Below are 25,157 nucleotides of genomic sequence, written 5' to 3' on the forward strand. Positions count from 1 at the left end.
CCGTCCAGCATCGCAGCCCTGTGCGTTGCGTACTTGTGGTGGTGCGGCAAACTGGAGGAGTGAGTGTTGCTACTTCTCCTGAGCGTGCAGTGCCGCGCCCCGTACTGGCCGATGCCGTCGATCTTGCCCGAGCAGCTGTAGTAGAGCTGCGCGAAGGCGGAGTCGGTGCATACCTCGGCGTGACGTCGGAGGATGAATTCGCCGCTACCCATCGTTTTGCAGCAGACCTTCCCGGCTACCGCGGGTGGCAGTGGGCTGTTGTTGTTGCCGCAGGTCCAGACGATACTCGCGCCACCATCAGCGAGCTGGCGTTGCTGCCCGGACCGGACGCACTGGTTGCGCCCGAGTGGCTTCCATGGGATCAGCGGATTCGTCCCGGAGACCTGTCGCCAGGCGACCTGCTGGCTCCGCCGGCGCAGGATCCGCGACTGGTTCCCGGCTACGTCGCGAACGGCGACCCGGAGGTCGACGACGTCGCCTTGGAACTGGGTTTAGGACGCAAGAAGGTCATGAGCCTCGAGGGCCGGCTCGACGCGGCTACGCGATGGTCCGAGGGAGAGTTCGGACCAGACTCCGACATGGCGAAGGCAGCGCCGTCGACCTGTGGGCTGTGCGGCTTCTATCTTCCGCTGGCAGGTTCGTTGCACGCCGCGTTCGGCGTGTGTGGCAACGAACTGTCCGCTGACGGCCGCGTCGTCCACGCGAGTTACGGCTGCGGCGCGCATTCCGACACCAGCCTTCCGCTCGGCGCCGGCTCTCCGGCTTTCGACGCCTACGACGACGGAGCCGTCGAGATGTCGAGCACGTCTGCCTCGGGCACCGAAGATTCGGGTTCGGTATCCACCGAGTAGGGGATCCGTTCGGGACCGGCGCGCTCCGCGACGCCACGCTGCGCGCGTGGGCGGAATCGCCGACGCGTCTGCGCGAGGACGCGGCCACCGAATCGGATTTGGCTGCAGCGGGTTACCGCGACAGGTTGCTCACAGAACTGGCACAGAACGCTGCCGACGCGGCGCTGCGGGCCGGGGCGCCTGGTTCCTTGTGGGTTGATCTCGACGGTTCGGTGCTGACTGTTGCCAATACCGGTCGACCGCTCGACGAGGACGGTGTTCATGCACTGACTGCTCTTCGTGCTTCGGGCAAGATCGATTCCACCGATGGTGTTGTCGGGCGCTACGGCGTCGGATTTTCCGCCGTTCGTTCGGTCGGTGACGAGCTCGAGCTGCGGTCGACTTCGGGTTCGATTCGATTCTCCGCCAAGGAAACTCGAAGCGAGATCGAGAAGGCCGGTCTGAAGGTTCCGGAGTCGGGAGTGCCGGCCCTGCGTCTGGTGTGGCCGTCGGAGGCGTCGCCACGCGCCGGCGCAGATTCGGAGGTAGTGCTCACGCTCCGCGACGACGTCGACGGCGGCGCCCTGTTGTCTCGGATGGCACGTGAAGCCGTGGATCTGCTCCTCGAGCTACCGGGTTTGACGTCTATTCGGCTGGGCGACAAAAGCTTTGAGCGTACCGAGCGTCTACTGGACTCCGGGCTGACCGAAATCTCGATCGGCACGCAGGTGTGGTGGCAATACCAGAGCGCCAAGGCCCGCTGGATAGTTCCGGTGAAAAACGGAGTAGTCGCACCGGTCACCGAAGACGTACTGCGGGCGCCGACGCGATCCGACGAAGAATTGTCTGTCCCGGCGCTTGTAGTCGCGGACATCGCGATGCAACCGGATCGGCGACGGATATTGCCCGGCGCGTCGATTGCCGCGCTGGCTGGGGGCTACGCGGATTTTGTCGGTGCGTTGCCGGCTGATCAGCGCACATCGCTTGTGTCCGTTCCGGCTTTTGCGCGAAGTGAAGTGGATTCCCTTCTGCGGGAAGCGCTTCTGAAGGAACTTCAGGAAAATGCCTGGCTTCCGGTTGTGGGGGAACCTGACCGGGCGCCGCAGCGGGCATCGGTAGTTCCTGGTCTCACCGACGATTTGGCGGAATTGCTCACCGACGTCATCGGCGGATTGGTTGTTCCCGAACTTTCCGGACCTCGCCATGAGCGGGCTTTGGCGGCGGTGTCGACACATCGGATCGGGTTGGCGCGCATCGCGGAACTGCTCAGCGGACTCGATCAGGAGCCGTCGTGGTGGTACCGGCTGTACGTGGCGCTCGAGCCGTTGGTCGTCGATGCTCTGGCGGTGGAAGAGCTTGGTACGCTACCGGTTCCGCTGTCGGACGGACGAATTGTCACCGGTCCGCGAACGGTGGTTCTTGGTACCGAACTCGGCGATTCGGTGCCGCCGGTGCCCTGGACCCGGCTTGTGCACCCGCAGGCATCGCACCCCCTGCTCTCGCGTTTGGGCGCAACGAGCGCGACGGCGACGGATCTGTTGTCCGACCCGGCGTTGCGCGCGCTGATCGAGGATGCTGCCGACCAAGATGATTCCGTAGCAACGGAATTGGCGTCGACGGTTCTTTCGCTCGCCGCGCATGTCGCGCCTGGCGCCGCGCCGTCATGGATCGGCGAAGTGCTGCTACCGGATTCGGACGGAGAGCTGTGCTCCGCGGACCAGTTGCTCCTGCCCGGCGCACCACTGGCGACTGTCCTGGTCGACGACTCACCTTTTGGCACGGTGCAGCCGAGCTTTGTCGAACAGGTGGGGGAGCAGGCCCTGCGCGTCGTCGGCGTCGGCTGGGGTTTCACCGTCTTTCGTGAGGAGTTGCCGTCCGGACCCGATCACGATCTCGATTCCGAGGGTCAGTGGTGGGACACGTTGGGGGAGGACCCCGAGTACATCGAGGCGGTCCGTGACCTCGACCTGGTCGACGAGAACCGATGGGCAGATGCGCTGACCCTGCTGCTGGAGTCACCGGCAACGAGAACCCTGCTCGAGGACCGTCGGGGATACACGGCGTGGTGGCTGCGCTCGCACGCCGAATTGGGCGGCGAGATACTGGGTTTGCTGCGCGCACCACACGATCGCACGTTCGAGGATCTCCTCGATGTCGCCGACCACCCTGGCAGCGAGTATCTGAGCTCCGTCTTGGCGTCCGATACCGTCGACGATCCGGAACTGGCTCAGCTGTTGCTCGATCGGCTCGCGGATCCACTGCGTATGCCCGCACCGGCCGTCATCGCCCGAACCCACCACTTGCTTGCCGACGCTTCCCGGCGACGCGTCCTCGATCTGGACGAGTTGAGCTTGCCGAGCTTCGTTCGTGGGCTGTCCGGTGAACTTGTCGACCCCGGTGATGCATTGGTTCTCGATCGGCCGTGGCTCGGTCCGGCATTGCCGACACAACGAATTGTTCTGGGTAGCTTCGAGACGGCGGAAGCATTGGCGGATTTGCTCGATGTCGCGACGGCATCGTCTGTCGTAGGCGGTCAGGTCGTGAGCACGGGCGTGCGAAGCTCATGGGCGGCGCAGCCGCACGCGGTCCTGATGTTTGCGGCGCTCGGACGGGAAGTACCCGGCGGCGAGGTAGTGATTCATCACGAACTCTCCGTCCGGTTGACCGGCGCCGTGGAGGCCACGGTGAGTGTGCCGTGGTGGGTGGACGGTGACGGTATCCATCACGTGATGCGTGTGTGGGCAGCTGCGCAGGGGATATGAGGGGGGAACAGTGTCGTTCGATCAGTGGGTACTTGATTCTGCAGTCGACCAACGGACGCCGTGGCTTGTGGATGTGGTGGATGTCATCACCGACAGCGGTGGAACCTTGGCCGCCTGGATCATCTCGACGGTCCTGACGATCACCTTGTTGATGCGCGGTCGGCGCATCGACGCTCTCCTCGTGGCGGGCTCCATGCTGACCGGACTGCTGGTGATGAGTGGGTTGAAGCGTATTTTCACGCGAACCCGGCCACCGGTTCCGGAGCGCCTGATCGAGATCGACTCGTACTCTTTCCCGTCCGGGCACGCCATGATGACGGCAATTCTTGCGACGGTGGTGGCTGCTGTGATCGTTCGGCTGACGTTGCCGTCGCTCGTTCGAGTCACGATGCTTGTTTCGCTCGCGCTGTACACCGTCGCTGTCGGGTTTTCCCGCGTCTACCTCGCGGCGCACTGGATGACGGACGTCCTGGCAGGGTGGGCGTTCGGTGTCATCTGGGCGGGTGTGTGGATCCTGGGAACCTCTCGCTCGCGACAGCGCCGCCGCGAACCACAGCCGGTCTGATCGCTTCTCAGAGCAGTCCGGCGCCCTGTTGGGCACCTCGACGGCCTCGGCGGGCAGCGCGGCGTTGGAGCCAGAAGAGGCTGTAGCCGAGGAATCCGACGCCGATCCCGGCGTAACAGATGGGCAGTGCTCCCGACCAGCGATCACCGCTGAGGAGGACCACGGCTGTAGCGACCACCCACGCCAGCGTGCCGACGACGAGAGCCGGCGCCGGTGCGGACAAACGGTCGATAACGGTTGTTGTGTTGGGCGTCTCGTTCACAAAATTAACGCTACCCGTACCCCTGTGCCCTACTCTCCCTTATGCGACCGGCCTTCGTACGCCGGCACACGGCGGCGCAAGAACACCGGCGACCTATGACAGCGATGGGAAAAAGATGGCGGCACCCGGGAAAATTCTCGATACGTATTTCAAGATCAGTGAACGCGGATCAACGATCTCCACGGAGGTTCGCGGCGGTGTTGTCTCGTTTGTCGCGATGGCGTACATCGTGGTTCTCAACCCGCTGATCCTCGGTAGCTTCTCGGCGGATGACGCCGTCGCAAAGACCGACGTCCTCGGAAACATTCTGCCGGTCAACCAGGTGGCTGCGGTCACCGCCCTGGTTGCCGGTCTGATGAGCATCGCGTTCGGCATCATCGCGAACTATCCGTTTGCGATCGCGGCCGGCCTCGGTATCAACAGCCTGCTCGCCGTCACGATCGCCCCGCAGGTCACGTGGCCGGAAGCCATGGGCCTGGTGGTCATCGACGGCATCATCATCGTCGTGTTGGCGCTCACCGGTTTCCGGACCGCCGTGTTCAACGCGATTCCCAATGCACTCAAATCGGCCATTGCCGCCGGTATCGGCATGTTCATCGCGTTCATCGGTCTGGTCGACGCCGGATTCGTCCGTCGGATCCCCGACGCCGCAGGTACGACGGTCCCCGTCGGGCTCGGTATCAACGGTTCCATCGCGTCGTGGCCGACTGCGGTCTTCATCTTCGGTGTTCTCATCATGGGTGTGCTCGTGGTGCGCAAGGTTCGTGGTGGCCTGCTCATCGGCATCATCGCCACGACCATCCTGGCTGCGATCATCGAAGCGGTTGCAGAGGTCGGACCGTCGCTCGGAACCAACCCCAAGGGCTGGAACCTCAGCGTTCCCGCGATCCCCGACATGTTCGGTGGCATGCCCGACTTGAGCCTGGTCGGGGACTTCAGTCTCTTCGGCGCGTTCACCCGAATCGGTGTTCTGGCAGCCAGCCTGCTCGTGTTCACACTCGTTCTCGCGAACTTCTTCGACGCCATGGGCACGATGACGGGACTCGGCAAGGAAGCCGGATTGACGGACAAGGACGGCAACCTCCCCAATGTGGGTAAGGCGCTCGTCGTGGAAGGCGCCGGTGCCATCGTCGGTGGTGGCGCGTCTGCGTCGTCGAACACGGTGTTCGTGGAGTCGGCGTCCGGTATCGCGGAAGGCGCTCGGACCGGCCTGGCAAACGTTGTGACGGGTCTACTGTTCCTGGTCGCGATGTTCCTGACACCGCTGTATTCGGTAGTGCCGATCGAGGCCGCAGCGCCGGCCCTCGTCATCGTCGGCGCACTGATGATCGGTCAGGTCCGTGACATCGACTTCACGCAGTTCTCGGTTGCGCTTCCCGCGTTCCTGACGATGATCGTGATGCCGTTCACCTACTCGATCGCCAACGGCATCGGCGTCGGATTCATCTCCTGGGTGGTTCTGCACGCTGCTACCGGCGGTGCCAAGAAGATCCACCCGTTGCTGTGGATCGTTGCGGCACTGTTCGTCGCGTACTTCACTGTCGGGCCGATTACCGACGCACTGACGTAAACCTGCAACTGGCTGGTAACCGATAACCCGGCTACCGGCCAGTTGTTGACGTATTGTTCTCGCGTGACCACCGAAACTCGAGCGCTCGCCAGTGATCTGTCATTGGCGGTTGTGCGTCTGAGCAGGCATCTGCGAGGACGACGGGCCGACGCGCAGGTATCCCTGACACAGCTCTCGGCTGTGGCGACACTCTCGCAAGAGGGACCAATGACCCCAGGTGCACTCGCGGCGCGTGAGAAGGTGCAGCCGCCGTCGATGACCAGGGTGGTGGCGTCCCTCGCAGAACTGGGGTTGGTGCAGCGTTCACCCCATCCCACGGACGGTCGTCAGATCATCGTGAGCTTGTCCGACGCAGGTAATGCGCTACTCGCTGACGAGACCCACGCGCGTGAGGCTTGGATGAACGAGCGACTTTCCGACTTGAGCGCCGAAGATCTGGCAACACTTCGCGGTGCTGTCGAGATCATCACAAAGATCGTCAGCGCCTCCGAATAACCGCTTTCCATGGTGTCGCGGTGAGGTAGTTGCTCACGCGAATGATCGCAGGAGCAAGATGGGGTAGTGCCCCGTGACCCCGAATCCGGCATGTTTGCCGCACTCCGCAACCGAAACTACCGTCTCTGGGCGTCCGGGCAGATCGTGTCCCTGGTCGGAACGTGGATGCAACGCATCGCTCAGGACTGGCTGGTTCTGACGCTGTCCGACGGTAATGCACTGGCAGTCGGCATCGTCATGGCATTGCAGTTCGGACCGACGCTGTTCCTCTCGGTGTGGGGCGGTGTCCTCGCCGACCGGTACGACAAGCGGCGCATTCTCATCTTCACGCAGTGGGCGAGCGCGTTGTGTGCCCTGGTGATGGGTGTCCTGGACGTCGGCGGGTTCGTTGCTCTGTGGCACGTGTATCTGATTGCGTTTGCACTTGGCTGTGTATCGGCGGTGGATGCGCCGGTGCGCCAGTCGTTCACCATCGAAATGGTGGGCAAAGAGCATCTGTCCAACGCAATTGCGTTGAACTCCATGACTTTCAACACCGCACGCATTATCGGTCCGGCCATTTCCGGGGTGCTGATCAATCTGATCGGTACGGGTTGGGTTTTCCTGCTCAACGTCGCGACCTTCGGTGGTGTGCTTGTCGCATTAGCACTGATGAATGCGAAGGAATTGATCCCGTCGGAACCGACGCCGCGCGCCAAAGGACAGGTGCGTGACGGATTCCGATATGTGTGGGGCCGTAAGGACCTGCGGGTCATCATGGTGTCGGTTTTCATGGTCTCGACGTTCGGCCTGAACTTTCCGATCAGCCTCGCGGTGATGGCGCGTACCACGTTCGATCGCGGCGCCGACGCCTACGGATTGCTCTCCACCACACTCGCTGTGGGTACCTTGGCCGGCGCCGCGTATGCCGCCAGACGCAAGGACGCTCCGCGGCTGCGCACGTTCCTCAGCGCGGCAGCGGCGTTCGGTCTCTTCGAAATTGCTGTCGGATTGATGCCCACCTACCCGCTGGTGGCGTTGATGCTGATTCCCACCGGCGCACTGACACTGACCTTCACGACGTCGGCGATGAACATCCTGCAGATGTCGGTGCCGTCGGAGATGCGGGGGCGGGTGATGGGTATCTACATGCTCAGCTTCCTCGGTGGCACCCCACTTGGCAGTCCGATGCTGGGCTGGTTGGCCGACGCCGTCGATCCGCGGGCACCGTTGATCATCGGTGGCGCGATCTCGCTGGTGTCCGCCTCCCTGGCGGGGGTATATCTCCTGCGCAGCGAAGGCCTCAAACTTCGGTTGAAAATGCCCGACGACGGCGGACGCCTGCCGGTGTTCGACCTGCGTCCTGCCGTCGTCTGTGATGCGACCGAGCAAGCGGTGGAAGCTAACCGCGCACCGTGAGCTTTTCTCTCTTCGGAAAAACGGTGTAGCTGAGGGCGATTGCGCCCCACACTGCGAGAACCACGGTGAGTGTGCGGATCCAACTGCTCAGTGCCTCGGTGCGAGAGGCGTCGCCGACCATGATGATCGCGGCGGCGAGTAGCCCACACGAGATGGCCCAGGCCAATGCTGCTTTCCCGAATTCACGCCACTCTCGGACCGCCCGCGGCGTCCCGTATTTCGGAGGTGCGACGGGCTTCGGTCCACCGGCGAATCGGTAGGCGAATCGCGCGTCGGCCCACGAGATGAGGCTGTGCCCGAACGCAATGGATACACCGATGTAGGCGGCCGCCAGTCCGTGGCTGGCGTTTGCCTGCCCGCCGTCGCGCAGATCAAGGGCTGTGGCGACCAGAAGTACGACGTCGACCAGGGGAGCGCAGATCAAGAGGCCAGCGCCGACGCCGGGTTTCCGGAACAGGTACCGAGCCGTCAATCCTGCAGCGATGAAAACCCAGAACATGATCTCGCAGGCAACGATGAGTGTGACGATCATGGGAACTCGTTTCTAGTACGACTGTGTTAGTAATTGAAAACTAGCACAGCTGTGTTACTTTTGTGAAGTGGTGAAACGACCCAGTTCCGAAGAGCGCCGTGAACAGATCGCGGAAGCGGTCTGGCGTGTGATCAGACGCGACGGAATGGCCGCCGCCAGTGTCCGTACCGTCGCCGACGAGGCGGGCATGTCCACGGGCTCCCTGCGACACTTCTTCGCGACTCAATCCGAGCTCTTGCTCTTTGCCATGGAATTGGTCTCCGTCCGCGTCGAGAATCGAATCGCAGGCATTGAGTTCGATCCCGACATCAGGCGGGCGATACGGCAATTTGCCGAACAATTTGTGCCCCTCGACGCCGACCGCCGCGAAGAAATGCAGGTCTGGGAGGCATTCGCCGCGGCATCGCGAACAGAACCGGACTTGGCGGTGGTCCGGGAGCGGACGGATCGAACCCTGTTCGGGCACTTCCGTCAGTTCGTCGACGCGTTGAGTGATTCAGGTTTTCTTCGGTCCGGCAGTTCCATCGACAGCGAAGCAATGCGCCTGCACGCGCTGGTCGACGGGCTTGCCGCGCACGGTGTCAACAATCCTGACCGGGTGAACCCGGCCGCGATCACCGAAGTGCTCGACGCCCATTTCGATTCACTGATCACCGCAGCCGGGAGCAGTGACTGACGACGTCGTCCGATACGGCACCATAGAAGCCGTGGTTCACGTCATCGATATCTCAGATCCAGCCGATTCCCGGTTGGATGACTTTCGCGATCTCAACTCCTCCGATCGCCGACCCGACCTCCCCGAAGGAAAGGGTTTGGTCATCGCGGAGGGGGTATTTGTCACCCAGCGACTGCTGACCTCGCGTTTCGAGCCGATCAGTCTCCTCGGGGTCGATCGCCGACTGCAGGAACTTGCCGAGGACCTCGACGGTGTTGATGTTCCCTTCTATCGAACCAGTGCGGAGGTGATGGCAGAAGTGGTCGGATTCCATCTCAACCGTGGAGTGCTTGCCGCAGCTGCCAGGCCGACGCCGCTTGCTGTCTCGGACATCCTGCAGGACGCCCGAACAATTGCCATTCTCGAAGGCGTCAACGATCACGAAAACCTCGGCTCGATGTTTCGCAACGCCGCGGGGCTCGGAGTCGACGCCGTACTTTTTGGAAAGGGCTGTGCCGATCCGCTGTACCGCCGTTCGGTCCGCGTGTCCATGGGGCACGTACTGCGAGTTCCGTTTGCCCATGTCGAGAAGTGGCCGTACGACCTGGAAGAGCTGCGCAGCAACGGTTTTCAGCTCATCTCGCTCACGCCCAATCCGGAGGCCGTGACGCTGGCCGAAGCGATGACCGGAGACAAGGTAGCCCTGTTGCTCGGCGCCGAAGGTCCTGGCCTGACCGAACATGCCATGCGTGCGACGGATATTCGCGCAAAAATCCCTATGGCGCCGGGTACGGATTCACTCAACGTCGCCACCGCCGCCGCAATGGCCTTCTATGAACGAGTCAGGACCCGGCAGTAATGCCGACCGGAACTCCCTGGTTCACCGGTGTTGTGGTATCGATTTTTGCCGCAATGCTGTCCACTGCCGCGGTAGGCGCGTTCAGCCAGGGCCTGGCACACGTCAACGTGTTTCTTGCCGTTGCGGTCAACGTCATCGCGGTGGCCGGCTTGGCTCCCACCGTGTGGCGGTGGCGGGCCGTCCCCATCTGGCGATGGGTGGTTTACGGTGCGGTAGTAGGCATTCCGTTGGGGTGGATAGCCGCGATCGCCTGAGTACTCAGTGGAAGCCGAAGTATCGGGCCAGGCGGCTTCGCTTCTTCGGCTCGGGAGTTGGAGCCTCAGGAATTGGAGCCTCAGGAATTGGAGCCCGGGGGACTTCTGGCGCGTCGGTGAAATCAGGTCGAGGGGGCTCAGGTGCGACGGGTGTCGGGGGCTTCGGTTCCCTTGCCTTCGGTTCTGTTATCGGTGGATCTGGTTCGGGCGCAACAGCAACCGGTTTTGCCGGCGGAACGGGTGTCGGAGCTGATAGTGGGATCTCAACTGGTTCTGGTGCTGGAGGCTTGGGCTTTGCCTGCTGCGCCTGCTGCGCCTGCTCAGGCTGCTCGGTTGTCGGCACCGTCGCCTTCGGGGCTTCCGACTTCTGGTGAATCTTGAATCCCCACAACAGGATTTGAGTCTTGTCGAGATCGCCCTCGTGCGGCGCACCCGTGTATCGGAATCCCAGCCATTCCGCGTTGGCGGCCTCGGCGAACTGCTGGGGGTGGAACGGCAGTGCTTGCGGATCGGGCAAAATGCCTGGGGGGTAACGCAAGGGGTGCTTGCCCGACCAGTAGGGCAACTCCCAAGTCTGTGGGATGCCGATGTTCTCGACGATGTCGATCGGGAGTGCGCTGAACGAGCGTCGCAGCTGGCCGTTTTCCCAGATGGCAAAGGACCCTTGCGCGCGGTCGGGTGACGAGCTGACCAGGAAGGTGAGCGGCGCGTGCGGCGAAAGTAGCCAGGACTCAGGAAGTTCCGACGGAAGGCAGGCGCTCAACTCTGCGCTGGCGACGACGCTGATGTTCTCGTAGGTGCCGATGAAGAGATAGCCGGGTTGTACGGTCGCAGCGATCGACAGCGGGTGTGGGCCGAGAGACTCGAACTCTTTGCCGGGGTGTAGTCGCTGCGCGATCGCGAGTGCCGCGGCCTGGTCGGGCTGCGGGTACAAACTCAGTTCAGCGCGAACGTCATTGTTGTCGACAAACCAAATTGTTGATACACGTGCAGCCACCGATCGCCCTCTCTCCTGAACCCTCGCTGCTTAGAAGAATACGACGAATCGGCCGGTGATCTTGCCGCCGGTCCGCTCCGGGAGGGAGCGTCAGCGGCCGCTGCTACGCACACCGAGGAGAACGTCGTCCCATGAAGGAAGCGCGGGCTTTCCGCGCTTGTCCTTGGTCGACGATTGTTGCGGCGCTGCCTTGGGCGTGACGTCTTCGGCAGGTTCCGGGGTTTCTACGTCCATCTGCGGCTCGGGCTCGGCTTCGACCTCTGCCTCGACCGTCGGAGCCTCCACGCGAGCCGGAGTCTCCACGCGAACCGGAGTGTCTACCCGAGCCGGGATTTCCGCGACTGGGGGTATTTCGGTGACAACCGTGACAGCGTCGTGAGTATCGGCTTCAGGGTTGACTTCTTCGTCCGGTTCGAAGTTGTTATCGATCCGTGACAGTTCGGGTCGCTCGTAGACCACCGGTGCCAGACCGCGCAATGGGCGGCCGAAATCCGGATCGATCAAGTCGAATGCAGTGTCGTCGAGCGCGACGATGGTTCCACCGTGAGCGTCCGGCTGATAGCGCCAATGTGCGGCGTTGGTGCTGCGCCCGGCCTGCCATTGCAGCTGAGCCACCCAGTGATTGTCCTCGTCGCGCCAGGCATCCCACGTGGCGTCGTCGATGGTGTGGCCGCGGGCACGAAATGCGTGAGTCACGATTTCCGCGAGCGTCGGCACGGTGGGTCCGTTGTCACGGATCGGGTGCCCACCCTGCGCCATTTCTGCTGCTCGGGAGCGTTCGAGAAGGACGGGGTATGCGTAGCGCTCGACCTTGCTGACCGGGATGCCGGCTTCCTTGGCGACCTGCTGGACGGAAGCGCCGGATCGGATGCGGGCCTGGATTTCGCGGGGGCGGAGCTGGCTTTCGTTTTCGATCTCGATCTGGCCGAGTCGAGCTACATCACCCCGGCACGCTGCGCGCAGTTTGTCGTCGGCAGGGAGTCGAAATTTTTGGCCGGTTTCGGCGTCGGCGCACACCACATGCGATCCATCGGGTTCAAGTCCGATCACTCGAAGCTCTCGCACATTGACCTCCCTTATCGCGCCGGCTCGCGACTTTGCGCCGCAGTCAACTGTAATTCATTTGTGATGACCAGCCCGGCAGGACACTCCCGGCAGACCGGTCGCGTACGGATATCAACGCAATCACGCCGCCGGCCTCGACTCGCGGATGGAGTCTGGGCCGGCGGCGTGATACGAGAACTACAGGCGTGGCTCAGCCGAGCTGCGAGACGACCCAGTCGATGCTCTTGGTGAGAGCGGTGACATCTTCGGGGTCGATGGCCGGGAACATGCCGACGCGCAACTGGTTGCGGCCGAGCTTGCGGTACGGCTCGGTGTCGACAATTCCGTTGGCGCGCAGGATCTTTGCAACCTCGGCTGCGTCGACGTCGTCGTTGAAGTCGATGGTGCCGACAACCTGCGAGCGGTGTGCCGGATCAGCGACGAACGGCGTTGCGAACTCGCTGGCCTCGGCCCAGTTGTACAGGCGTGAGGACGAGTCGGCGGTGCGTGCGGTGGCCCAGTCGAGGCCTCCGTTGCTGTTCATCCACTCGATCTGGTTGGCGAAGAGCAACAGGGTTGCCAGTGCCGGAGTGTTGTACGTCTGATCCTTGGAGCTGTTGTCCACGGCGATGGGCAAGGACAGGAAGTCGGGGGTCCAGCGTCCCGAATCCTTGATCTCTGCGACACGCTCGAGGGCGGCCGGGCTCATCAGTGCGATCCACAGTCCACCGTCCGAAGCAAAGCACTTCTGCGGAGCGAAGTAGTAGATGTCCGAATCGGCGACGTTGACGGGCAGTCCGCCGGCGCCCGAGGTGGCGTCGATGGCGATCAGGGCGTTCTCCGAACCGGCGGGGCGCGAGACGGGGATAGCAACACCGGTCGAGGTCTCGTTGTGTGCCCAGCCGATGAGGTCGACAGACGGGTCGGAGACCGGCGCCGGTGCGCTGCCCGGATCAGCGGAGACGACGATCGGGTCACCGATGAACGGGTTGGCCTTGGCGACCGAAGCGAACTTGGAGCTGAACTCGCCGTTGGTCAGGTGCAGCGACTTCTCGCGGATCAGGCCGAATGCAGCGGCATCCCAGAATGCGGTGGTTCCGCCGTTGCCGAGGACAACCTCGTATCCCTCGGGGAGGGAGAACAGGTCGGCGAGACCCGAACGAACGCTGGCGACAACGTTCTTGACCGGCTTCTGGCGGTGGCTGGTGCCGAACACCGAAGCGCCCACGTCGACCAGGGACTGCAGCTGCTCGGGGCGAACCTTGGAAGGACCGCAGCCGAAGCGTCCGTCAGCGGGCTTGAGATCGGCGGGGATGATCGGGGCGGTAGCGTCAGCCATTGGTCAGTGCGTCCTAAACGTCGAGGAACCTTTGCCGGGTTAGTTTAGACGGCTGCGGTGTCGTAGTGGACGGTCGAGGTGCTGCGACGAGTGTCGAAACGCTTCGTGGGTCCGCAAAATGAGACCCCACCACCAGTGTTGCGGCTCGGTTACTATCGCCACCACAGTCGATTCGGCAACGCGAGGACACTCATGAAAGTTCGCTCCATAGCCCTGCTGTTCGTCACGGCGATTGTTCTGACTTCGTGTGCCTCGAACACGACCGATTCCACGGACGAATCCGGCGCAGACGGCGGTGCGTTCCCGGTGACGATCGACACCGAATTTGGTGCGGTAACCATCGAATCCCAGCCTGAACGCGTGGTGGCGCTCGGTTGGGGCGACGCCGAGACGGCACTAGCGCTCGGCGCTCAGCCAGTGGGTGCCAGCGACTGGCTCGCATTCGGCGGCGACGGCGTCGGCCCCTGGGCACAGGGGCTGTACAAGGACTCACCAGAGCTGATCGGAACCATGGAACCGTCTTTCGAGGCGCTCGCGGCTCTGGCTCCTGACCTGATCCTCGACACGAAGAGCTCCGGGGACAAGAGCCGGAACGACCCACTGGCGAAGATCGCGCCGACAGTCGGTATGCCCGTGGGAAGTGACGCCTACCTCACATCACTCGACGACCAGGTCACATCGGTCGCGACCGCGCTCGGTGTGCCCGAGAAAGGTGAAGATCTGCTCGCACAGATCGACGCGCAATACGCAGAAGCGAAGGCGGCACATCCGGAGTTCGCAGGAAAGACAGTCACGGTCATCGCCTACACATCCGAAGGCTGGGGCGCCTACGTGACCGGCGACTCGCGAGTCGATTTCATGACCGAGCTCGGGTTCGTGAACAATCCTCGAGTTCAAGCCGTGCCAACCGAGAACTTCTTCATCCCGGTGTCGGAGGAGAACTTGGACATGCTCGACGCCGACTTCGTTGTTGCGTTGCCGATCTACATGCCGACCACGGACGTGACGAACAACGCACTGTTCCAGCAGATTCCGGCCGTGAAGGACGGACGTTTCATAGTCCTGGACAGTGACTCGGATATCTCCGATGCATTTTCGACGAATTCGGTGCTGTCCATACCGTTTGCGCTCGAGCAGTTGGTTCCACTTATCGCCGAACGTGTTTCCTGACGTCGTTCCGACATGAATCAACCGGCCGGGTACCTCGTGCGAGGTACCCGGCCGGTTGATTGTGCTGCGGAGAAACTTACGAGTGGCTGATCTGATCCCAGCCCTCGACGGACTCGGGAGTACGCGGTGCCGGGCCGGTGTAGATGGCTGCCGGGCGAACCAGTTTGCCGAGGCGCTTCTGCTCGAGGATGTGTGCACACCAACCAGCGGTGCGACCACACGTGAACATGGCAGGCATCATGTGCGCGGGAACCTCGGCGAAGTCCAGGATGACGGCAGCCCAGAACTCGACGTTGGTCTCGATCGCGCGATCGGGACGACGCTCACGCAGTTCTGCCAGCGCTGCCTGCTCGAGAGCTGCGGCAGCTTCGTAGCGGGGAGCGTTGAGGCGCTTCGCGGTTGCACGGAGCACGCGGGCGCGGGGATCTTCGGCGCGGTAGACGCGGTGCCCGAAGCCCATCAGCTTTTCCTTGCGGTCGAGGATTCCCTTGACCAGTGCGCGGGCGTCGCCGGTCTTCTCGGTCTCTTCAATCATCGGGAGAACGCGGGCCGGTGCGCCGCCGTGCAGCGGGCCGGACATCGCGCCGATGGCGCCGGAGAGCGAAGCCGCGACGTCGGCGCCGGTGGAGGCGATGACGCGGGCCGTGAAGGTGGAGGCGTTCATGCCGTGCTCGGCTGCCGAAACCCAGTACGCGTCGATTGCCTCGACGTGCGCGGGATCGGGCTCACCCTTCCAGCGGACCATGAAGCGTTCGGTGACGGTCTTGGCCTCGTCGATGCGTTTCTGCGGAACTGCCGGCTGGTAGATGCCGCGAGCGGACTGTGCGACGTACGACAGGGCCATGACGGACGCGCGGGCGAGCTGATCGCGAGCGGTGTCGTCGTCGATGTCGAGGAGCGGCTCGTATCCCCAGATGGGGGCCAGCATCGCAAGTCCGGCCTGGACATCGACACGGACGTCGCCGGTGTGGATGGGGAGGGGGAACGGCTCGGCCGGCGGCAGGCCGGGGCCGAAACGGCCGTCGACGAGCAGTGCCCAGACGTTGCCGAAGGTCACCTTCTGGCCGACCAGGTCTTCGATGTCGACGCCGCGGTAACGCAGTGCGCCGCCGTCCTTGTCAGGTTCGGCGATATCGCTGGTGAAGGCTACGACGCCTTCGAGTCCGCTCACAAAATCGTCCGGTATTGCTGCGCTCGCTGCCATTCTCGTGGACTCTCCTCGTTCGAGTGCGCCAGGTCTTCAGTCGCACTGCCTCAGCTTCCGTGACTGCGCCTCGGTGCTCGCAGGGATGAGCACGCACCGTGTTTCGTACTGCGCAATCGTCTGGTCCCGATTCGGCTGCTGTCGCTGGTGCGGCTCGCGGTTCGGATCGGGTCTAGCCACGGCAAACTTTAGCGCGTCCCGAGTAGTCGGTGGCCGGTTGGTACCCGGGAGTAGCGTTCTGGGCTGTGTCGAAGGAACGTCAGGACCCGGTGGTGGTGAACAGTGAACTCGCTGCGATGCGTGTGGGGTACCCGCAACCAGGCAGTGAATCGGAGGCCGTGCACGATCGGATGCGCGTCGAGTTGGACGTAAGTCAGGTTGCCGACGGTTGGTTGCCACTGATGCGTCAGTGGCTGTTGGACGCCGTCGAGGCGGATGCGCCGGAACCGAATGCGATGACGCTCTCGACTCTCGGCGAGGACGGTCACCCCGCGTCGCGGACCGTGTTGTGCAAGGGGCTCTCCGATGATGGGGTCCTCTTCTTCACCAATTACGGTTCGGACAAGGCCAGGCAACTCGACGCCCATCCGTATGCGTCGGCCAATTTCACCTGGCTGACCCTGGCCCGCCAGGTCACTGTTCGAGGTGCAGTCGAGCATGTGAGTCCGCAAGTGACACAGGAGTATTGGCGAACCCGTCCGCGAGGATCGCAGCTCGGAGCGTGGGCGTCCCATCAGTCGCAGCCCGTCGAATCACGCGCCGTCTTGGACGAACAACTCCGTGAGGTGGCCGCACGCTTCGGCATCGACGGAGAGATTCCCGTGCCGCCGCACTGGGGCGGGATTCTGATCCGGCCGGAGTCCGTCGAGTTCTGGCAGGGCCGCGCCAACCGTATGCACAACCGGGTCCGCACCACCGTCGTCGACGGTCAGTGGTCCGCAGTTCGTCTCCAACCGTGAGGCGGGTTCTCGCGGACACGACTCCGCTCGAAAATCTCGACTACCGCCGCCTGTGGACCGCCGGCATCGTCACCGTTATCGGCGCCCAGCTCAGTGTTGTGGCTGTTCCGCAACAGGTGTACGAGATCACGCGCAGTTCGGCCTATGTCGGTCTGACCGGAATCTTCGGTCTCGTCCCGTTGATCGTTTTCGGGTTGTGGGGCGGTGCCCTCGCCGACGTGATGGATCGGCGACGGCTCCTGATGATCACGTCGATCGGACTCGGCGTCACGTCGGTGCTGCTGTGGATACAGGCGGCGCTCGGTGTGAACAACGTGTGGCTCGTGCTCGTGCTGTTCTCCGTGCAGCAAGCGTTTTTTGCGGTCAATCAGCCGACACGGGCGGCAATCATTCCGAGGTTGATACCGGGTAGGCAGCTGCCTGCTGCGAACTCACTGAACATGACGGTTGTGCAGTTCGGCGCGATCGCTGGTCCGATGCTTGCCGGAGTGCTCATTCCGACTGCTGGGTTGCAATTGCTGTACCTGCTCGACTCGATCTTCCTGCTCGCCACACTGTGGGCGGTGTGGAAGTTGCCGGCGATTCCGCCGACAGGCACGTCGCGACGGGCCGGTCTGAGCGAGGTCCTTGGCGGCTTTGCCTATCTGGCCACGCAGAAGGTGCTGCTCGCGTCGTTTGTCGTCGACATCATCGCGATGGTGTTCGGGATGTCGCGGGCACTGTTCCCGGAAATCGCGCACGAATCGTTCGGTGATCCCGTCACCGGCGGCTTTGCCCTCGGACTGTTGTTCGCCGCGATGTCGGCGGGAGCCGTTCTGGGCGGCGTGTTCTCGGGCTGGCTACCGCGGGTGGAGTACCAGGGGCGTGCTGTCTTGATCTGCATCGCGTTGTGGGGACTGTCGATGGTCGGTTTCGGTGTGGCCGTGTACTACGCCAGTCCCGGATCCAGCGTGCTTCTGCTCTGGGTGGCGGTCGCGTTCCTCGCGGTCGGTGGCGCCGTCGACATGATTTCAGCGGCGTTCCGCAGCACGATGCTCCAGCAGGTCGCGACGGACGACATGCGTGGTCGACTCCAAGGCGTCTTCATCGTGGTTGTCGCGGGCGGTCCGCGTATCGGCGACGTGGTGCACGGCGCTGCTGCCTTCCTGTTCGGAACGGGGGTGGCGGCGGCCGGCGGCGGCGTTTTGGTGGTAATCGGCGTTGTCGTGTCGGCGATCATGTTCCCGACATTCGTCGCTTACCGGGTGGGACGCGCCGTCTGACGTCCTAGTATGTGGGCGGTTTGTGGGGGAAACTGATTCCATGACGCAACCGCACAGCACGGGCAAGGGCGGCTTCGAGATCCGTGGTGGGGGTTATCGTGCCGAAATCGCGGCAGCCGGAGCAGGTTTGCGATTGCTTGATCACGAGGGGCCGTCCGGCAAACGTGCGCTCACCGAAACCTGGGAACTCGGATCGAAGCCGCCGCTGTCGGCCGGTTTGGTCCTGGCACCATGGCCCAATCGGATTCGGGACGGGCACTTCATGTTCGACGGTATCGAGCATCAACTCGAGATCACCGAACCGGTCCTGAACAACGCCAGCCACGGGTTTGTGCGTCGTCGCAATTGGAACCTCGTCGATCACACCTTCGATCGCGTCGAACTGTCGGTGGACGTCGGCCTGCACAAGGGCTGGCCGTATCCGCTTGCGCTGTCGATCGTCTACGCAGTGGACGAAACAGGATTGACGGTCACCCACACCGCGACCAACAAGGGCGCCACTCCGTCGCCCTTCGGACTTGGCACGCACCCGTTCATCCGCGTCGGTGATGTCCCACTCGACGAGTGCTCACTGCACCTGGCAGCGGGAACACGATTGCCGATCGATCCGGAGCGGATGCTGCCTAATGCGTATTCGCAGGCCGTCGAGGGCACGGATTTCGATTTCCGGACCCCGCGCCCACTCGAAGGTGTGCAGCTGGACACGCCGTTCAGTGCATTGGACGTGGTCGACGGTAGTGGCCGCACACAGCACGAATTGCTTGCGCCGGACGGGACCGGGACCGCACTGTGGACGACGCGCGAGTTTCCGTGGATTCAGGCCTTCATCGCTGATCCCGCAAACGGTAAGGGCTATCCCGACCGTGGTCGGGCCTTGGCGCTCGAACCGATGACATGCCCACCGGACGCCTTCAACTCGGGAATCGACATGTTGATTCTCGGCCCGGGCGAAACGTGGTCCGGCGTATGGGGGATCCGTGCAATTTAATCCAGTGGATCGCGCAATTTGATCCGGAGGATCGTGCAATTCGATCCGGAGGATCGTGCTCTGTGATCTTGGGATCGAGCGCTGGGCACTGTGATCCGCATCCCAGATAGTGGGAGGCTGTAACAAACGGCTGCGAAGTCTCGATAGTCGGGATTTGCCGAACACCGTTCGATTCGGCGGCACATTTTGCGCGGTGGGGCTGGATCTGTGAGGCGTTGCGCGAGAAGGAAAGTCCAGATCAAGGCCATGTGCGAATCCTGAAATGCGAGCTGGAGCACAGTACTTCGGCGCTCTGAAACCTGTTGCAGTTTCGGGGTATATGTCCGACGCTGATCGACGTGCAAAACCCCCGTGGAGCGACCCTCCCTGGGCGCGTTGTGTTCGGTGCGACTAGTTTCTAGTTGATCGTATGTAGTTACTCGTTGGTTTGAGCTTGAGAGGGATCCTTCGTGCCCGCTGACAATGACACAAAGCCCACGCTTACTTACCCCGGTGGTGAGCACACGATGTCCATTGCCAGGGCAACCGAGGGCAATGACGGCATCGAACTGGGAAAGCTGCTGGCCGATACGGGGTACACCACCCTCGACCCCGGCTTTGTGAACACCGCATCCACCAGTTCCGCAATTACCTACATCGACGGCGAGAAGGGAATCCTGCGCTACCGCGGATACCCCATCGAGCAGTTGGCAGGTAAGTCCACCTTCATCGAAGTCAGCTACCTGCTGATCTACGGTGAGCTCCCGACCGACGCACAGCTCGAGTCCTTCACGGACCGCATCCGTCGCCACACTCTTCTGCACGAAGACCTCAAGCGGTTCTTCGACGGATTCCCGCGCAACGCACACCCGATGCCGGTTCTTTCCTCCGCAGTCAACGCGCTCTCTGCGTACTACCAGGATTCCCTGGATCCCGAGGATCCGGAACAGGTGGAACTCTCCACCATTCGCCTTCTCGCGAAGCTGCCGACCATCGCGGCCTACGCGTACAAGAAGTCCGTCGGACAGCCGTTCCTGTACCCGGACAACTCGCTGAACCTGGTCGAGAACTTCATGCGCATGACGTTCGGTTTCCCGGCCGAGCCGTACCAGGGTGATCCCGAGATCGCCAAGGCACTCGACATGCTGCTCATCCTGCACGCAGACCACGAGCAGAACTGCTCCACGTCCACCGTGCGCATGGTCGGCTCTTCCGACGCGAACCTCTTCACCTCGGTGTCCGCCGGCATCAACGCACTGTGGGGCCCGCTGCACGGCGGCGCCAACCAGGCCGTGCTCGAGATGCTCGACGACATCAAGGCAAACGGCAGCACCGCAGCCGAGTTCGTCCGCAAGGTCAAGAACAAGGAAGACGGCGTGAAGCTCATGGGCTTCGGGCACCGCGTCTACCGCAACTACGACCCGCGCGCCGCGCTGGTCCGCGAGACCGCGCACAACATCCTCGGCAAGCTCGGCGGCGACGACGAACTGCTCAATATCGCCATGCAGCTCGAAGAGGCCGCCCTCACGGACGACTACTTCATCGAGCGCAAGCTGTACCCGAACGTCGACTTCTACACGGGTCTGATCTACCGCGCGATGGGCTTCCCGCCCCGCATGTTCACCGTGCTCTTCGCCATGGGCCGTCTGCCCGGATGGATTGCACACTGGCGTGAAATGCACGAGGATCCGGCTACGAAGATCGGCCGCCCGCGCCAGATCTACACCGGCTACACCGAGCGTGACTACAGAGACATCACGTCCCGCTGACGCGTGACCTAGCGACATCACGTCCCGCTGACGCGTGACCTAGCGACATCACGTCCCGCTGACGCGTGACCTAGCGACATCACCACCCGCTAGTCTTCTGTACACATTATTTCGCCTCAACGAGGAGGACCCATGAGTAGCAAGCCCGTAATCGAGTTCCAGGAAGGCCCCGCGCCGACCGATCTGGTCATCAAGGACCTGGTTGTCGGAGAAGGCGCCGAAGCCGTTCCCGGTGGCACCGTCGACGTTCACTACGTCGGTGTCGAGTTCGAGTCCGGTGAAGAGTTCGACTCTTCCTGGAGCCGTGGTGAGTCCATTCAGTTCCCGCTTCGTGGCCTGATCAAGGGTTGGCAGGACGGCATCCCGGGCATGAAGGTCGGCGGACGTCGCCAGCTCACCATTCCGCCGGAGCTGGCATACGGCCCGGCCGGTGCAGGACACCAGCTTTCCGGCAAGACCCTGGTCTTCGTGATCGATCTGCTGGACGCCAAGTAATTACTGTGCGCCTTTATTAACCCCCCGCGGTTAATAAAGGCGCACAGCACAAGAGCCCCGCACCGTCAGGTGTGGGGCTTTCTTGTGTGGTCAGTGCGCCGTCTTTCGTCGGTAAAGCCAGTTCGACCACACAAATCCCACGGCGGCGATGCCCACGCACCACGCGAGCGCGATCACGGCACTGTTCCCGATCGGCGTGCCCATCAAGAGTCCGCGCACCGTCTCGATGATCGGGGTCACCGGCTGGTGACGGGCAAACCCCTGCAGCCAGGACGGCATGGTCTCGGCCGGTACGAAGGCAGTGCTGACGTAGGGCAGGAACATGATCGCGAAGGTGAATCCGCTTGCAGCCTCCGGGTTCTGAGCCAAGAGTCCCAAGGCTGTCGAGAGGTACGACATGGCAAAGACGAAGGCGACGATCACGGCGGCGACGCCGAGCCAGCGCAACGGATCGCCGGTGGGCCGAAATCCCATGATCAGAGCGACGACGATCACGATCGCCGTAGTCAGCACGTTGCGGACGACGCTGGCCAGTACATGCCCGGTCAAGACGGACGATGGTGAGATCGCGAGCGTTCGGAAACGGTCGATGATCCCGTCCTTCATGTCGCTCGAGACGCTGACGGCGGTGGTGGAGGCACCGAAACCGGCACACAGCAGAATGATGCCTGGCACGACATAGTCGATGTACTCGGTGCCGGTATTGATAGCGCCGCCGAAGACGTAGACGAACAGCAGCATGAGCATGACCGGCAGGGCTATCGCGGTGATCATCGAATCAGGGCTGCGGAGAACGTGTTTGAGATTTCGGCGAAGCATCACCGAGGAGTCGATTGTCATGGTGGAGGTCATCGAACGTTCGCAATCTCGGGTTGGCCCGATCCGGTGAGTGCGAAGAACACGTCGTCCAGATCCGGAGTGTGAACGGAGAACTTCTCGACGGTGATCGACGGGTCGTCAATCGAGTCGAGGATGGCTTTGATCGACGGCACCGTCCCGTCGGAAGGGATGTGCAGGGTCAGAATCTCGGCATTCGAATGTGCTTGCGGAAGTGACGCCGCGGCGAGATCGAGTTGAGCGAGGTTCTCGAATTGCAGCGCGACATGGCCGCCCGGAACCAGACGTTTGAGTTCGTCCGGTGTTCCCTCGGCGACCAGACGACCACCACTGAGCACACCGACGGTGTCGGCCAATTCGTCTGCCTCGTCGAGGTATTGGGTGGTGAGGAAGATCGTGACACCTGAAGCCGTGAGACCACGAACTATCGACCACATTTCGTGGCGGCTTCGCGGGTCCAGGCCGGTGGTGGGTTCGTCGAGAAAGACGACGTCCGGTCGTGCAACGAGGCTCATCGCGATGTCGAGTCGTCTGAGCATGCCGCCCGAGTAGTCGCCCGCTCGCTTGTCACCGAAGTCCGTCAGGTTGAACTGGTGGAGCAGTTCGTCGGCACGTCTTCGAGAGTTCTTCCGGCCCAGGTGATTCAGCTCGCCCAGGAGGGTCAGGTTCTCGGATCCGGTCAACAGTGTGTCGACGGCCGCGTACTGCCCGGTGACGCTGATGCGTCGGCGAACGTTCCGTGGATCGCCGGGAAGCGAATGACCGGCCACAGTGACCTCGCCGGCGTCGAATGGAATGAGGGTGGTGAGAATTCTTACGGCCGTTGTCTTTCCGGCGCCGTTCGCGCCGAGGAGCGCGTACACCGATCCGGCCGGGACCGACAGGTCGAGTCCGCCCAGAACCTGTTGATCGCCGTAGCGCTTGCGAAGTCCGCGGACCGAGATTGTGGGGATCGTTCCTGACATCGAGACCTCCAAGTGAGAACTGTGTATGGCATAAACTCGCGTTTATAGCGTACACAGTTCTAGGATGAGGGCAAGAGCAAAGAGTGGGAGCTGTATGGATGGCGGCGCGCTACCGAGGGCGGTCGAACTGGCCTGGGGACTGGATCAGCCTGGAACGCGGGGTCCCAAGAAAGGGCTCAGTCTCGACCAGATTCTCGACACCGCGATAGAGCTTGCCGACGCTGAAGGTGTCACCGCGCTGTCGATGGGCCGGGTGGCCAAATCCCTCGGATTCACGACCATGTCGCTCTATCGCTACGTGGCGAGCAAAGACGAACTGATCGAACTGATTTCGGATCGAGTGATCGGCCCACCGCCGGTGATTCCCGACAGTGTGACCTGGCGCGTCAAGCTCGAGGCGTGGGCGAATCAGGAGTACGCCACGATGCTGAGTCGACCGTGGTGGCTCAAGCTACCCATCACGGCTCCACCGACCGGGCCCAACAACATGGCGTGGCTCGACGCGGGCCTGAGCGCCCTCGACGGGGTCGCTCTGAGTGCTGCGTCGAAGTTCCAGGTGGTGACCAACGTGTCGTTGTTCGTCATCGGCCGCGCCCGCTTCTCGGCCGACCTGGCCTCGCGGTCGGCGCAATCGGCAGACGACGACGTCGCATACGGTGCTCTCATTGCTCGTGTCATCAATCGCGAGGACTTTCCCTACCTCAGTGCCGCAATCGAGGAGGGTGGCTTCGAGGACGGCAGCCCGGAGGGTGAAGCAGCCGGCGATGACGCTTTCGATTTCGGTTTCTCGCTTGGCCTACTTCTCGACGGAATCGAGAAGCTGGTGCAGCGGTCAGGACACCAGCGCGGTGGCACTGACGTCGTCGATGATCAGGTCGGTGATCAGCCCACCTCGTAGTGCGCCTTCCAGCGCGGGCAACTTTGCCGTTCCGGCGACAATGCACACGCGTCTGGCGACTTTCTCGAAAAGGTCGAGACGCGGACCACTCGCGCGCTCGTTGAGTTCGATTCCGCGGTAGCTCCCGTCGGACCGGAAGAAGACGGTTGCGATGTCGCCGACCACGCCGTCGCGTCGAAGCGCTTCTGCTTCATCGGGTTCGAGGTATCCGGCGGTGTAGACGTGACTCGGTACGTTGCCACCCGGCACGCCGATGCTGAAGACTGCCAGGTCCATTCGCTTTTGCATGTCCAGTACGCGTTTGATACTTCGTTCGCGCCACAACTGCTCCCGGGTCTCCGGGTAGTCGAAAAATGCGGGGACCGGAAATCCTTGGGGGAGAGCGCCATAGGCGTCGGCGATAGTTCTGATGATGTCACTGGCGTACGAGATTCCCGTGGTGCGAGTGTTTGCAGCGCCGTTGAGTTGCACTACGTAAGAGTTGTAGGTGCGTTTGGGGGCGAGGTGCTTGCTGACCTCGCTGAGTGTGGTTCCCCAGGCGATCCCCATCACCATGTCGCTGTCGAAGAACGACGCCAGTAGCCTGCCGGCAAAAGTCGCGACCTTTTCGAGGCGTTCGAGATCTCCCACGAGTTCCGGAACCGTCACCACGTGTGCACGCACCCCGTATCGCTCCGAGAACTCGCGCTCGATGCGCGGTGCTTGGCCGTGTGGGGTGCTGATCTTGATCTCGACGAGTCCGGACGTGCGCGCATAGGTGATCAGTCGCGAGACTGTGGATCTGGATACACCCATGTCGCGGCCGATGGCGGCCATCGTCTGATCTTGGAAGTAGTAGAGGCGCGCGGCCTGGACGGCGTCGGAGATGCGAGGGTCCGCGGGGTCGGAGGTCGGGAGGTCGGAGGGCGGGGATTCCATGGCATTGTCCTGTCTGCACGTTCGTGCACGAGCGCTGAACCGAATCTTATCGGAGTAGCACCTGGCCGCCACACTCCAACGCGACAATTCCCTGAAACGTATCTGTTACCCGCGTTACGGTGCGGAAATGCCCGGTTTGCACGTATGTGCA

Annotated in this window: 25 protein-coding genes; 16 read left to right on the forward strand and 9 right to left on the reverse strand. The window is 62.7% G+C overall.

Going from position 1 to position 25,157, the window contains the following annotated elements; translation table 11 throughout:
* Positions 1 to 38 precede the first annotated feature (38 nt).
* From R4P64_RS18730 to R4P64_RS18740, 3 genes are all read left to right on the forward strand, one after another.
* Positions 39 to 851: a DUF3027 domain-containing protein gene (locus R4P64_RS18730; RefSeq protein WP_317540920.1), complete on the forward strand. Its 813-nt coding sequence runs from the start codon at positions 39 to 41 to the stop codon at positions 849 to 851.
* 68 nt (positions 852 to 919) lie between these two features.
* Positions 920 to 3,592: a sacsin N-terminal ATP-binding-like domain-containing protein gene (locus R4P64_RS18735; protein ID WP_317822538.1), complete on the forward strand. Its 2,673-nt coding sequence runs from the start codon at positions 920 to 922 to the stop codon at positions 3,590 to 3,592.
* A gap of 10 nt (positions 3,593 to 3,602) precedes the next feature.
* A complete protein-coding gene (locus R4P64_RS18740; RefSeq protein ID WP_033234094.1) occupies positions 3,603 to 4,157 on the forward strand; it encodes a phosphatase PAP2 family protein in 555 nt (184 codons plus the stop codon).
* Positions 4,158 to 4,164: 7 nt separating this feature from the next.
* Here the strand turns inward: R4P64_RS18740 and R4P64_RS18745 are convergent, their stop codons facing one another.
* Positions 4,165 to 4,419 (reverse strand): DUF2530 domain-containing protein, encoded by a 255-nt coding sequence (locus tag R4P64_RS18745; RefSeq protein WP_092806589.1) that lies wholly within the window; start codon positions 4,417 to 4,419, stop codon positions 4,165 to 4,167.
* Positions 4,420 to 4,534: 115 nt separating this feature from the next.
* Between R4P64_RS18745 and R4P64_RS18750 the strand changes: the two genes are divergently transcribed.
* The 3 genes from R4P64_RS18750 (at position 4,535) to R4P64_RS18760 (ending at position 7,882) form a co-directional block, all read left to right on the forward strand.
* Positions 4,535 to 5,989: an NCS2 family permease gene (locus tag R4P64_RS18750; protein WP_033234096.1), complete on the forward strand. Its 1,455-nt coding sequence runs from the start codon at positions 4,535 to 4,537 to the stop codon at positions 5,987 to 5,989.
* Between the two features lie 63 nt (positions 5,990 to 6,052).
* Positions 6,053 to 6,484 carry a MarR family winged helix-turn-helix transcriptional regulator gene (locus tag R4P64_RS18755; protein ID WP_033234097.1) on the forward strand — a complete coding sequence of 144 codons (432 nt, stop codon included), beginning with the start codon at positions 6,053 to 6,055 and terminating at the stop codon, positions 6,482 to 6,484.
* 90 nt (positions 6,485 to 6,574) lie between these two features.
* On the forward strand, positions 6,575 to 7,882 hold the full coding sequence (locus R4P64_RS18760) for an MFS transporter (RefSeq protein ID WP_095888700.1): 1,308 nt from the start codon (positions 6,575 to 6,577) through the stop codon (positions 7,880 to 7,882).
* Here R4P64_RS18760 and R4P64_RS18765 read toward each other — a convergent pair.
* Positions 7,866 to 8,414, reverse strand: coding sequence for a hypothetical protein (locus tag R4P64_RS18765; protein ID WP_317822188.1), 549 nt, complete (start codon positions 8,412 to 8,414; stop codon positions 7,866 to 7,868). The two genes, R4P64_RS18760 and R4P64_RS18765, sit on opposite strands and share 17 nt — an antisense overlap.
* 67 nt (positions 8,415 to 8,481) lie before the next feature.
* Between R4P64_RS18765 and R4P64_RS18770 the strand changes: the two genes are divergently transcribed.
* The 3 genes from R4P64_RS18770 to R4P64_RS18780 are packed head-to-tail and all read left to right on the forward strand — an operon-like array spanning position 8,482 to position 10,182.
* A complete protein-coding gene (locus tag R4P64_RS18770; protein WP_317822189.1) occupies positions 8,482 to 9,090 on the forward strand; it encodes a TetR/AcrR family transcriptional regulator in 609 nt (202 codons plus the stop codon).
* A 31-nt stretch (positions 9,091 to 9,121) separates the two neighbouring features.
* A complete protein-coding gene (locus R4P64_RS18775) occupies positions 9,122 to 9,928 on the forward strand; it encodes a TrmH family RNA methyltransferase (protein WP_045069787.1) in 807 nt (268 codons plus the stop codon).
* On the forward strand, positions 9,928 to 10,182 hold the full coding sequence (locus tag R4P64_RS18780) for a DUF2537 domain-containing protein (RefSeq protein WP_172935731.1): 255 nt from the start codon (positions 9,928 to 9,930) through the stop codon (positions 10,180 to 10,182). The genes R4P64_RS18775 and R4P64_RS18780 overlap by 1 nt, the downstream gene beginning before the upstream one ends.
* Positions 10,183 to 10,186: 4 nt before the next feature.
* On the opposite strand, the gene R4P64_RS18785 is transcribed toward R4P64_RS18780, so the two are convergent.
* The 3 genes from R4P64_RS18785 to serC all read right to left on the reverse strand — a co-directional run bounded on the left by R4P64_RS18785 (position 10,187) and on the right by serC (position 13,562).
* Positions 10,187 to 11,179, reverse strand: a complete 993-nt coding sequence (locus tag R4P64_RS18785; RefSeq protein WP_317822191.1) for a DUF6928 family protein — start codon at positions 11,177 to 11,179, stop codon at positions 10,187 to 10,189.
* A gap of 90 nt (positions 11,180 to 11,269) precedes the next feature.
* Positions 11,270 to 12,244 carry a septation protein SepH gene (gene sepH / locus R4P64_RS18790; RefSeq protein WP_317540752.1) on the reverse strand — a complete coding sequence of 325 codons (975 nt, stop codon included), beginning with the start codon at positions 12,242 to 12,244 and terminating at the stop codon, positions 11,270 to 11,272.
* A gap of 190 nt (positions 12,245 to 12,434) precedes the next feature.
* Positions 12,435 to 13,562, reverse strand: coding sequence for a phosphoserine transaminase (gene serC / locus R4P64_RS18795; RefSeq protein ID WP_033234102.1), 1,128 nt, complete (start codon positions 13,560 to 13,562; stop codon positions 12,435 to 12,437).
* A 192-nt stretch (positions 13,563 to 13,754) separates the two neighbouring features.
* Here serC and R4P64_RS18800 point away from each other — a divergent pair, with 192 nt between their 5' ends.
* Positions 13,755 to 14,732 (forward strand): iron-siderophore ABC transporter substrate-binding protein, encoded by a 978-nt coding sequence (locus R4P64_RS18800; protein ID WP_317822194.1) that lies wholly within the window; start codon positions 13,755 to 13,757, stop codon positions 14,730 to 14,732.
* A 76-nt stretch (positions 14,733 to 14,808) separates the two neighbouring features.
* Here R4P64_RS18800 and R4P64_RS18805 read toward each other — a convergent pair whose 3' ends face one another.
* Entirely contained in the window at positions 14,809 to 15,936 is a 1,128-nt protein-coding gene (locus tag R4P64_RS18805) for a citrate synthase 2 (protein WP_033234104.1), read from the reverse strand.
* A gap of 245 nt (positions 15,937 to 16,181) precedes the next feature.
* Between R4P64_RS18805 and pdxH the strand changes: the two genes are divergently transcribed.
* The 5 genes from pdxH (at position 16,182) to R4P64_RS18830 (ending at position 21,388) form a co-directional block, all read left to right on the forward strand.
* Positions 16,182 to 16,895 carry a pyridoxamine 5'-phosphate oxidase gene (gene pdxH, locus R4P64_RS18810; protein WP_219111481.1) on the forward strand — a complete coding sequence of 238 codons (714 nt, stop codon included), beginning with the start codon at positions 16,182 to 16,184 and terminating at the stop codon, positions 16,893 to 16,895.
* On the forward strand, positions 16,892 to 18,157 hold the full coding sequence (locus tag R4P64_RS18815) for an MFS transporter (RefSeq protein WP_033234105.1): 1,266 nt from the start codon (positions 16,892 to 16,894) through the stop codon (positions 18,155 to 18,157). Before pdxH ends, R4P64_RS18815 begins: the two co-directional genes overlap by 4 nt.
* Positions 18,158 to 18,197: 40 nt before the next feature.
* Positions 18,198 to 19,145, forward strand: a complete 948-nt coding sequence (locus tag R4P64_RS18820) for an aldose 1-epimerase family protein (RefSeq protein ID WP_317540755.1) — start codon at positions 18,198 to 18,200, stop codon at positions 19,143 to 19,145.
* A 449-nt stretch (positions 19,146 to 19,594) separates the two neighbouring features.
* A complete protein-coding gene (locus tag R4P64_RS18825; RefSeq protein ID WP_138872223.1) occupies positions 19,595 to 20,893 on the forward strand; it encodes a citrate synthase in 1,299 nt (432 codons plus the stop codon).
* A 132-nt stretch (positions 20,894 to 21,025) separates the two neighbouring features.
* Complete coding sequence (locus tag R4P64_RS18830) at positions 21,026 to 21,388, forward strand: FKBP-type peptidyl-prolyl cis-trans isomerase (protein ID WP_003940440.1); 363 nt, start codon at positions 21,026 to 21,028, stop codon at positions 21,386 to 21,388.
* Positions 21,389 to 21,478: 90 nt separating this feature from the next.
* Here the strand turns inward: R4P64_RS18830 and R4P64_RS18835 are convergent, their stop codons facing one another.
* Positions 21,479 to 22,240 (reverse strand): ABC transporter permease, encoded by a 762-nt coding sequence (locus tag R4P64_RS18835; RefSeq protein WP_045069042.1) that lies wholly within the window; start codon positions 22,238 to 22,240, stop codon positions 21,479 to 21,481.
* Positions 22,237 to 23,190, reverse strand: a complete 954-nt coding sequence (locus tag R4P64_RS18840; RefSeq protein WP_317822201.1) for an ATP-binding cassette domain-containing protein — start codon at positions 23,188 to 23,190, stop codon at positions 22,237 to 22,239. The genes R4P64_RS18835 and R4P64_RS18840 overlap by 4 nt, the downstream gene beginning before the upstream one ends.
* A 94-nt stretch (positions 23,191 to 23,284) precedes the next feature.
* Here R4P64_RS18840 and R4P64_RS18845 point away from each other — a divergent pair, with 94 nt between their 5' ends.
* Positions 23,285 to 24,088, forward strand: a complete 804-nt coding sequence (locus R4P64_RS18845; protein WP_317822539.1) for a TetR/AcrR family transcriptional regulator — start codon at positions 23,285 to 23,287, stop codon at positions 24,086 to 24,088.
* Here the strand turns inward: R4P64_RS18845 and R4P64_RS18850 are convergent.
* Positions 24,023 to 25,006, reverse strand: coding sequence for a sugar-binding transcriptional regulator (locus R4P64_RS18850; protein WP_317822203.1), 984 nt, complete (start codon positions 25,004 to 25,006; stop codon positions 24,023 to 24,025). The genes R4P64_RS18845 and R4P64_RS18850 overlap by 66 nt on opposite strands.
* Positions 25,007 to 25,157: the final 151 nt, after the last annotated feature.

Source organism: Rhodococcus sp. IEGM 1366, assembly GCF_033142425.1.
In the GTDB taxonomy this organism is placed as follows: Bacteria; Actinomycetota; Actinomycetes; order Mycobacteriales; family Mycobacteriaceae; genus Rhodococcus_F; species Rhodococcus_F globerula.

Bases quoted from the DNA above. Each gene is read 5' to 3' on its own strand.
- R4P64_RS18750 (WP_033234096.1), top strand. From the start codon at position 4,535: ATGGCGGCACCCGGGAAAATTCTCGATACGTATTTCAAGATCAGTGAA.
- R4P64_RS18760 (WP_095888700.1), top strand. From the start codon at position 6,575: ATGTTTGCCGCACTCCGCAACCGAAACTACCGTCTCTGGGCGTCCGGG.
- R4P64_RS18765 (WP_317822188.1), bottom strand. From the start codon at position 8,414: ATGATCGTCACACTCATCGTTGCCTGCGAGATCATGTTCTGGGTTTTC.
- R4P64_RS18780 (WP_172935731.1), top strand. From the start codon at position 9,928: ATGCCGACCGGAACTCCCTGGTTCACCGGTGTTGTGGTATCGATTTTT.
- serC (WP_033234102.1), bottom strand. From the start codon at position 13,562: ATGGCTGACGCTACCGCCCCGATCATCCCCGCCGATCTCAAGCCCGCT.
- R4P64_RS18800 (WP_317822194.1), top strand. From the start codon at position 13,755: ATGAAAGTTCGCTCCATAGCCCTGCTGTTCGTCACGGCGATTGTTCTG.
- R4P64_RS18805 (WP_033234104.1), bottom strand. From the start codon at position 15,936: ATGGCAGCGAGCGCAGCAATACCGGACGATTTTGTGAGCGGACTCGAA.
- R4P64_RS18820 (WP_317540755.1), top strand. From the start codon at position 18,198: ATGACGCAACCGCACAGCACGGGCAAGGGCGGCTTCGAGATCCGTGGT.
- R4P64_RS18830 (WP_003940440.1), top strand. From the start codon at position 21,026: ATGAGTAGCAAGCCCGTAATCGAGTTCCAGGAAGGCCCCGCGCCGACC.
- R4P64_RS18835 (WP_045069042.1), bottom strand. From the start codon at position 22,240: ATGACCTCCACCATGACAATCGACTCCTCGGTGATGCTTCGCCGAAAT.
- R4P64_RS18840 (WP_317822201.1), bottom strand. From the start codon at position 23,190: ATGTCAGGAACGATCCCCACAATCTCGGTCCGCGGACTTCGCAAGCGC.
- R4P64_RS18845 (WP_317822539.1), top strand. From the start codon at position 23,285: ATGGATGGCGGCGCGCTACCGAGGGCGGTCGAACTGGCCTGGGGACTG.
- R4P64_RS18850 (WP_317822203.1), bottom strand. From the start codon at position 25,006: ATGGAATCCCCGCCCTCCGACCTCCCGACCTCCGACCCCGCGGACCCT.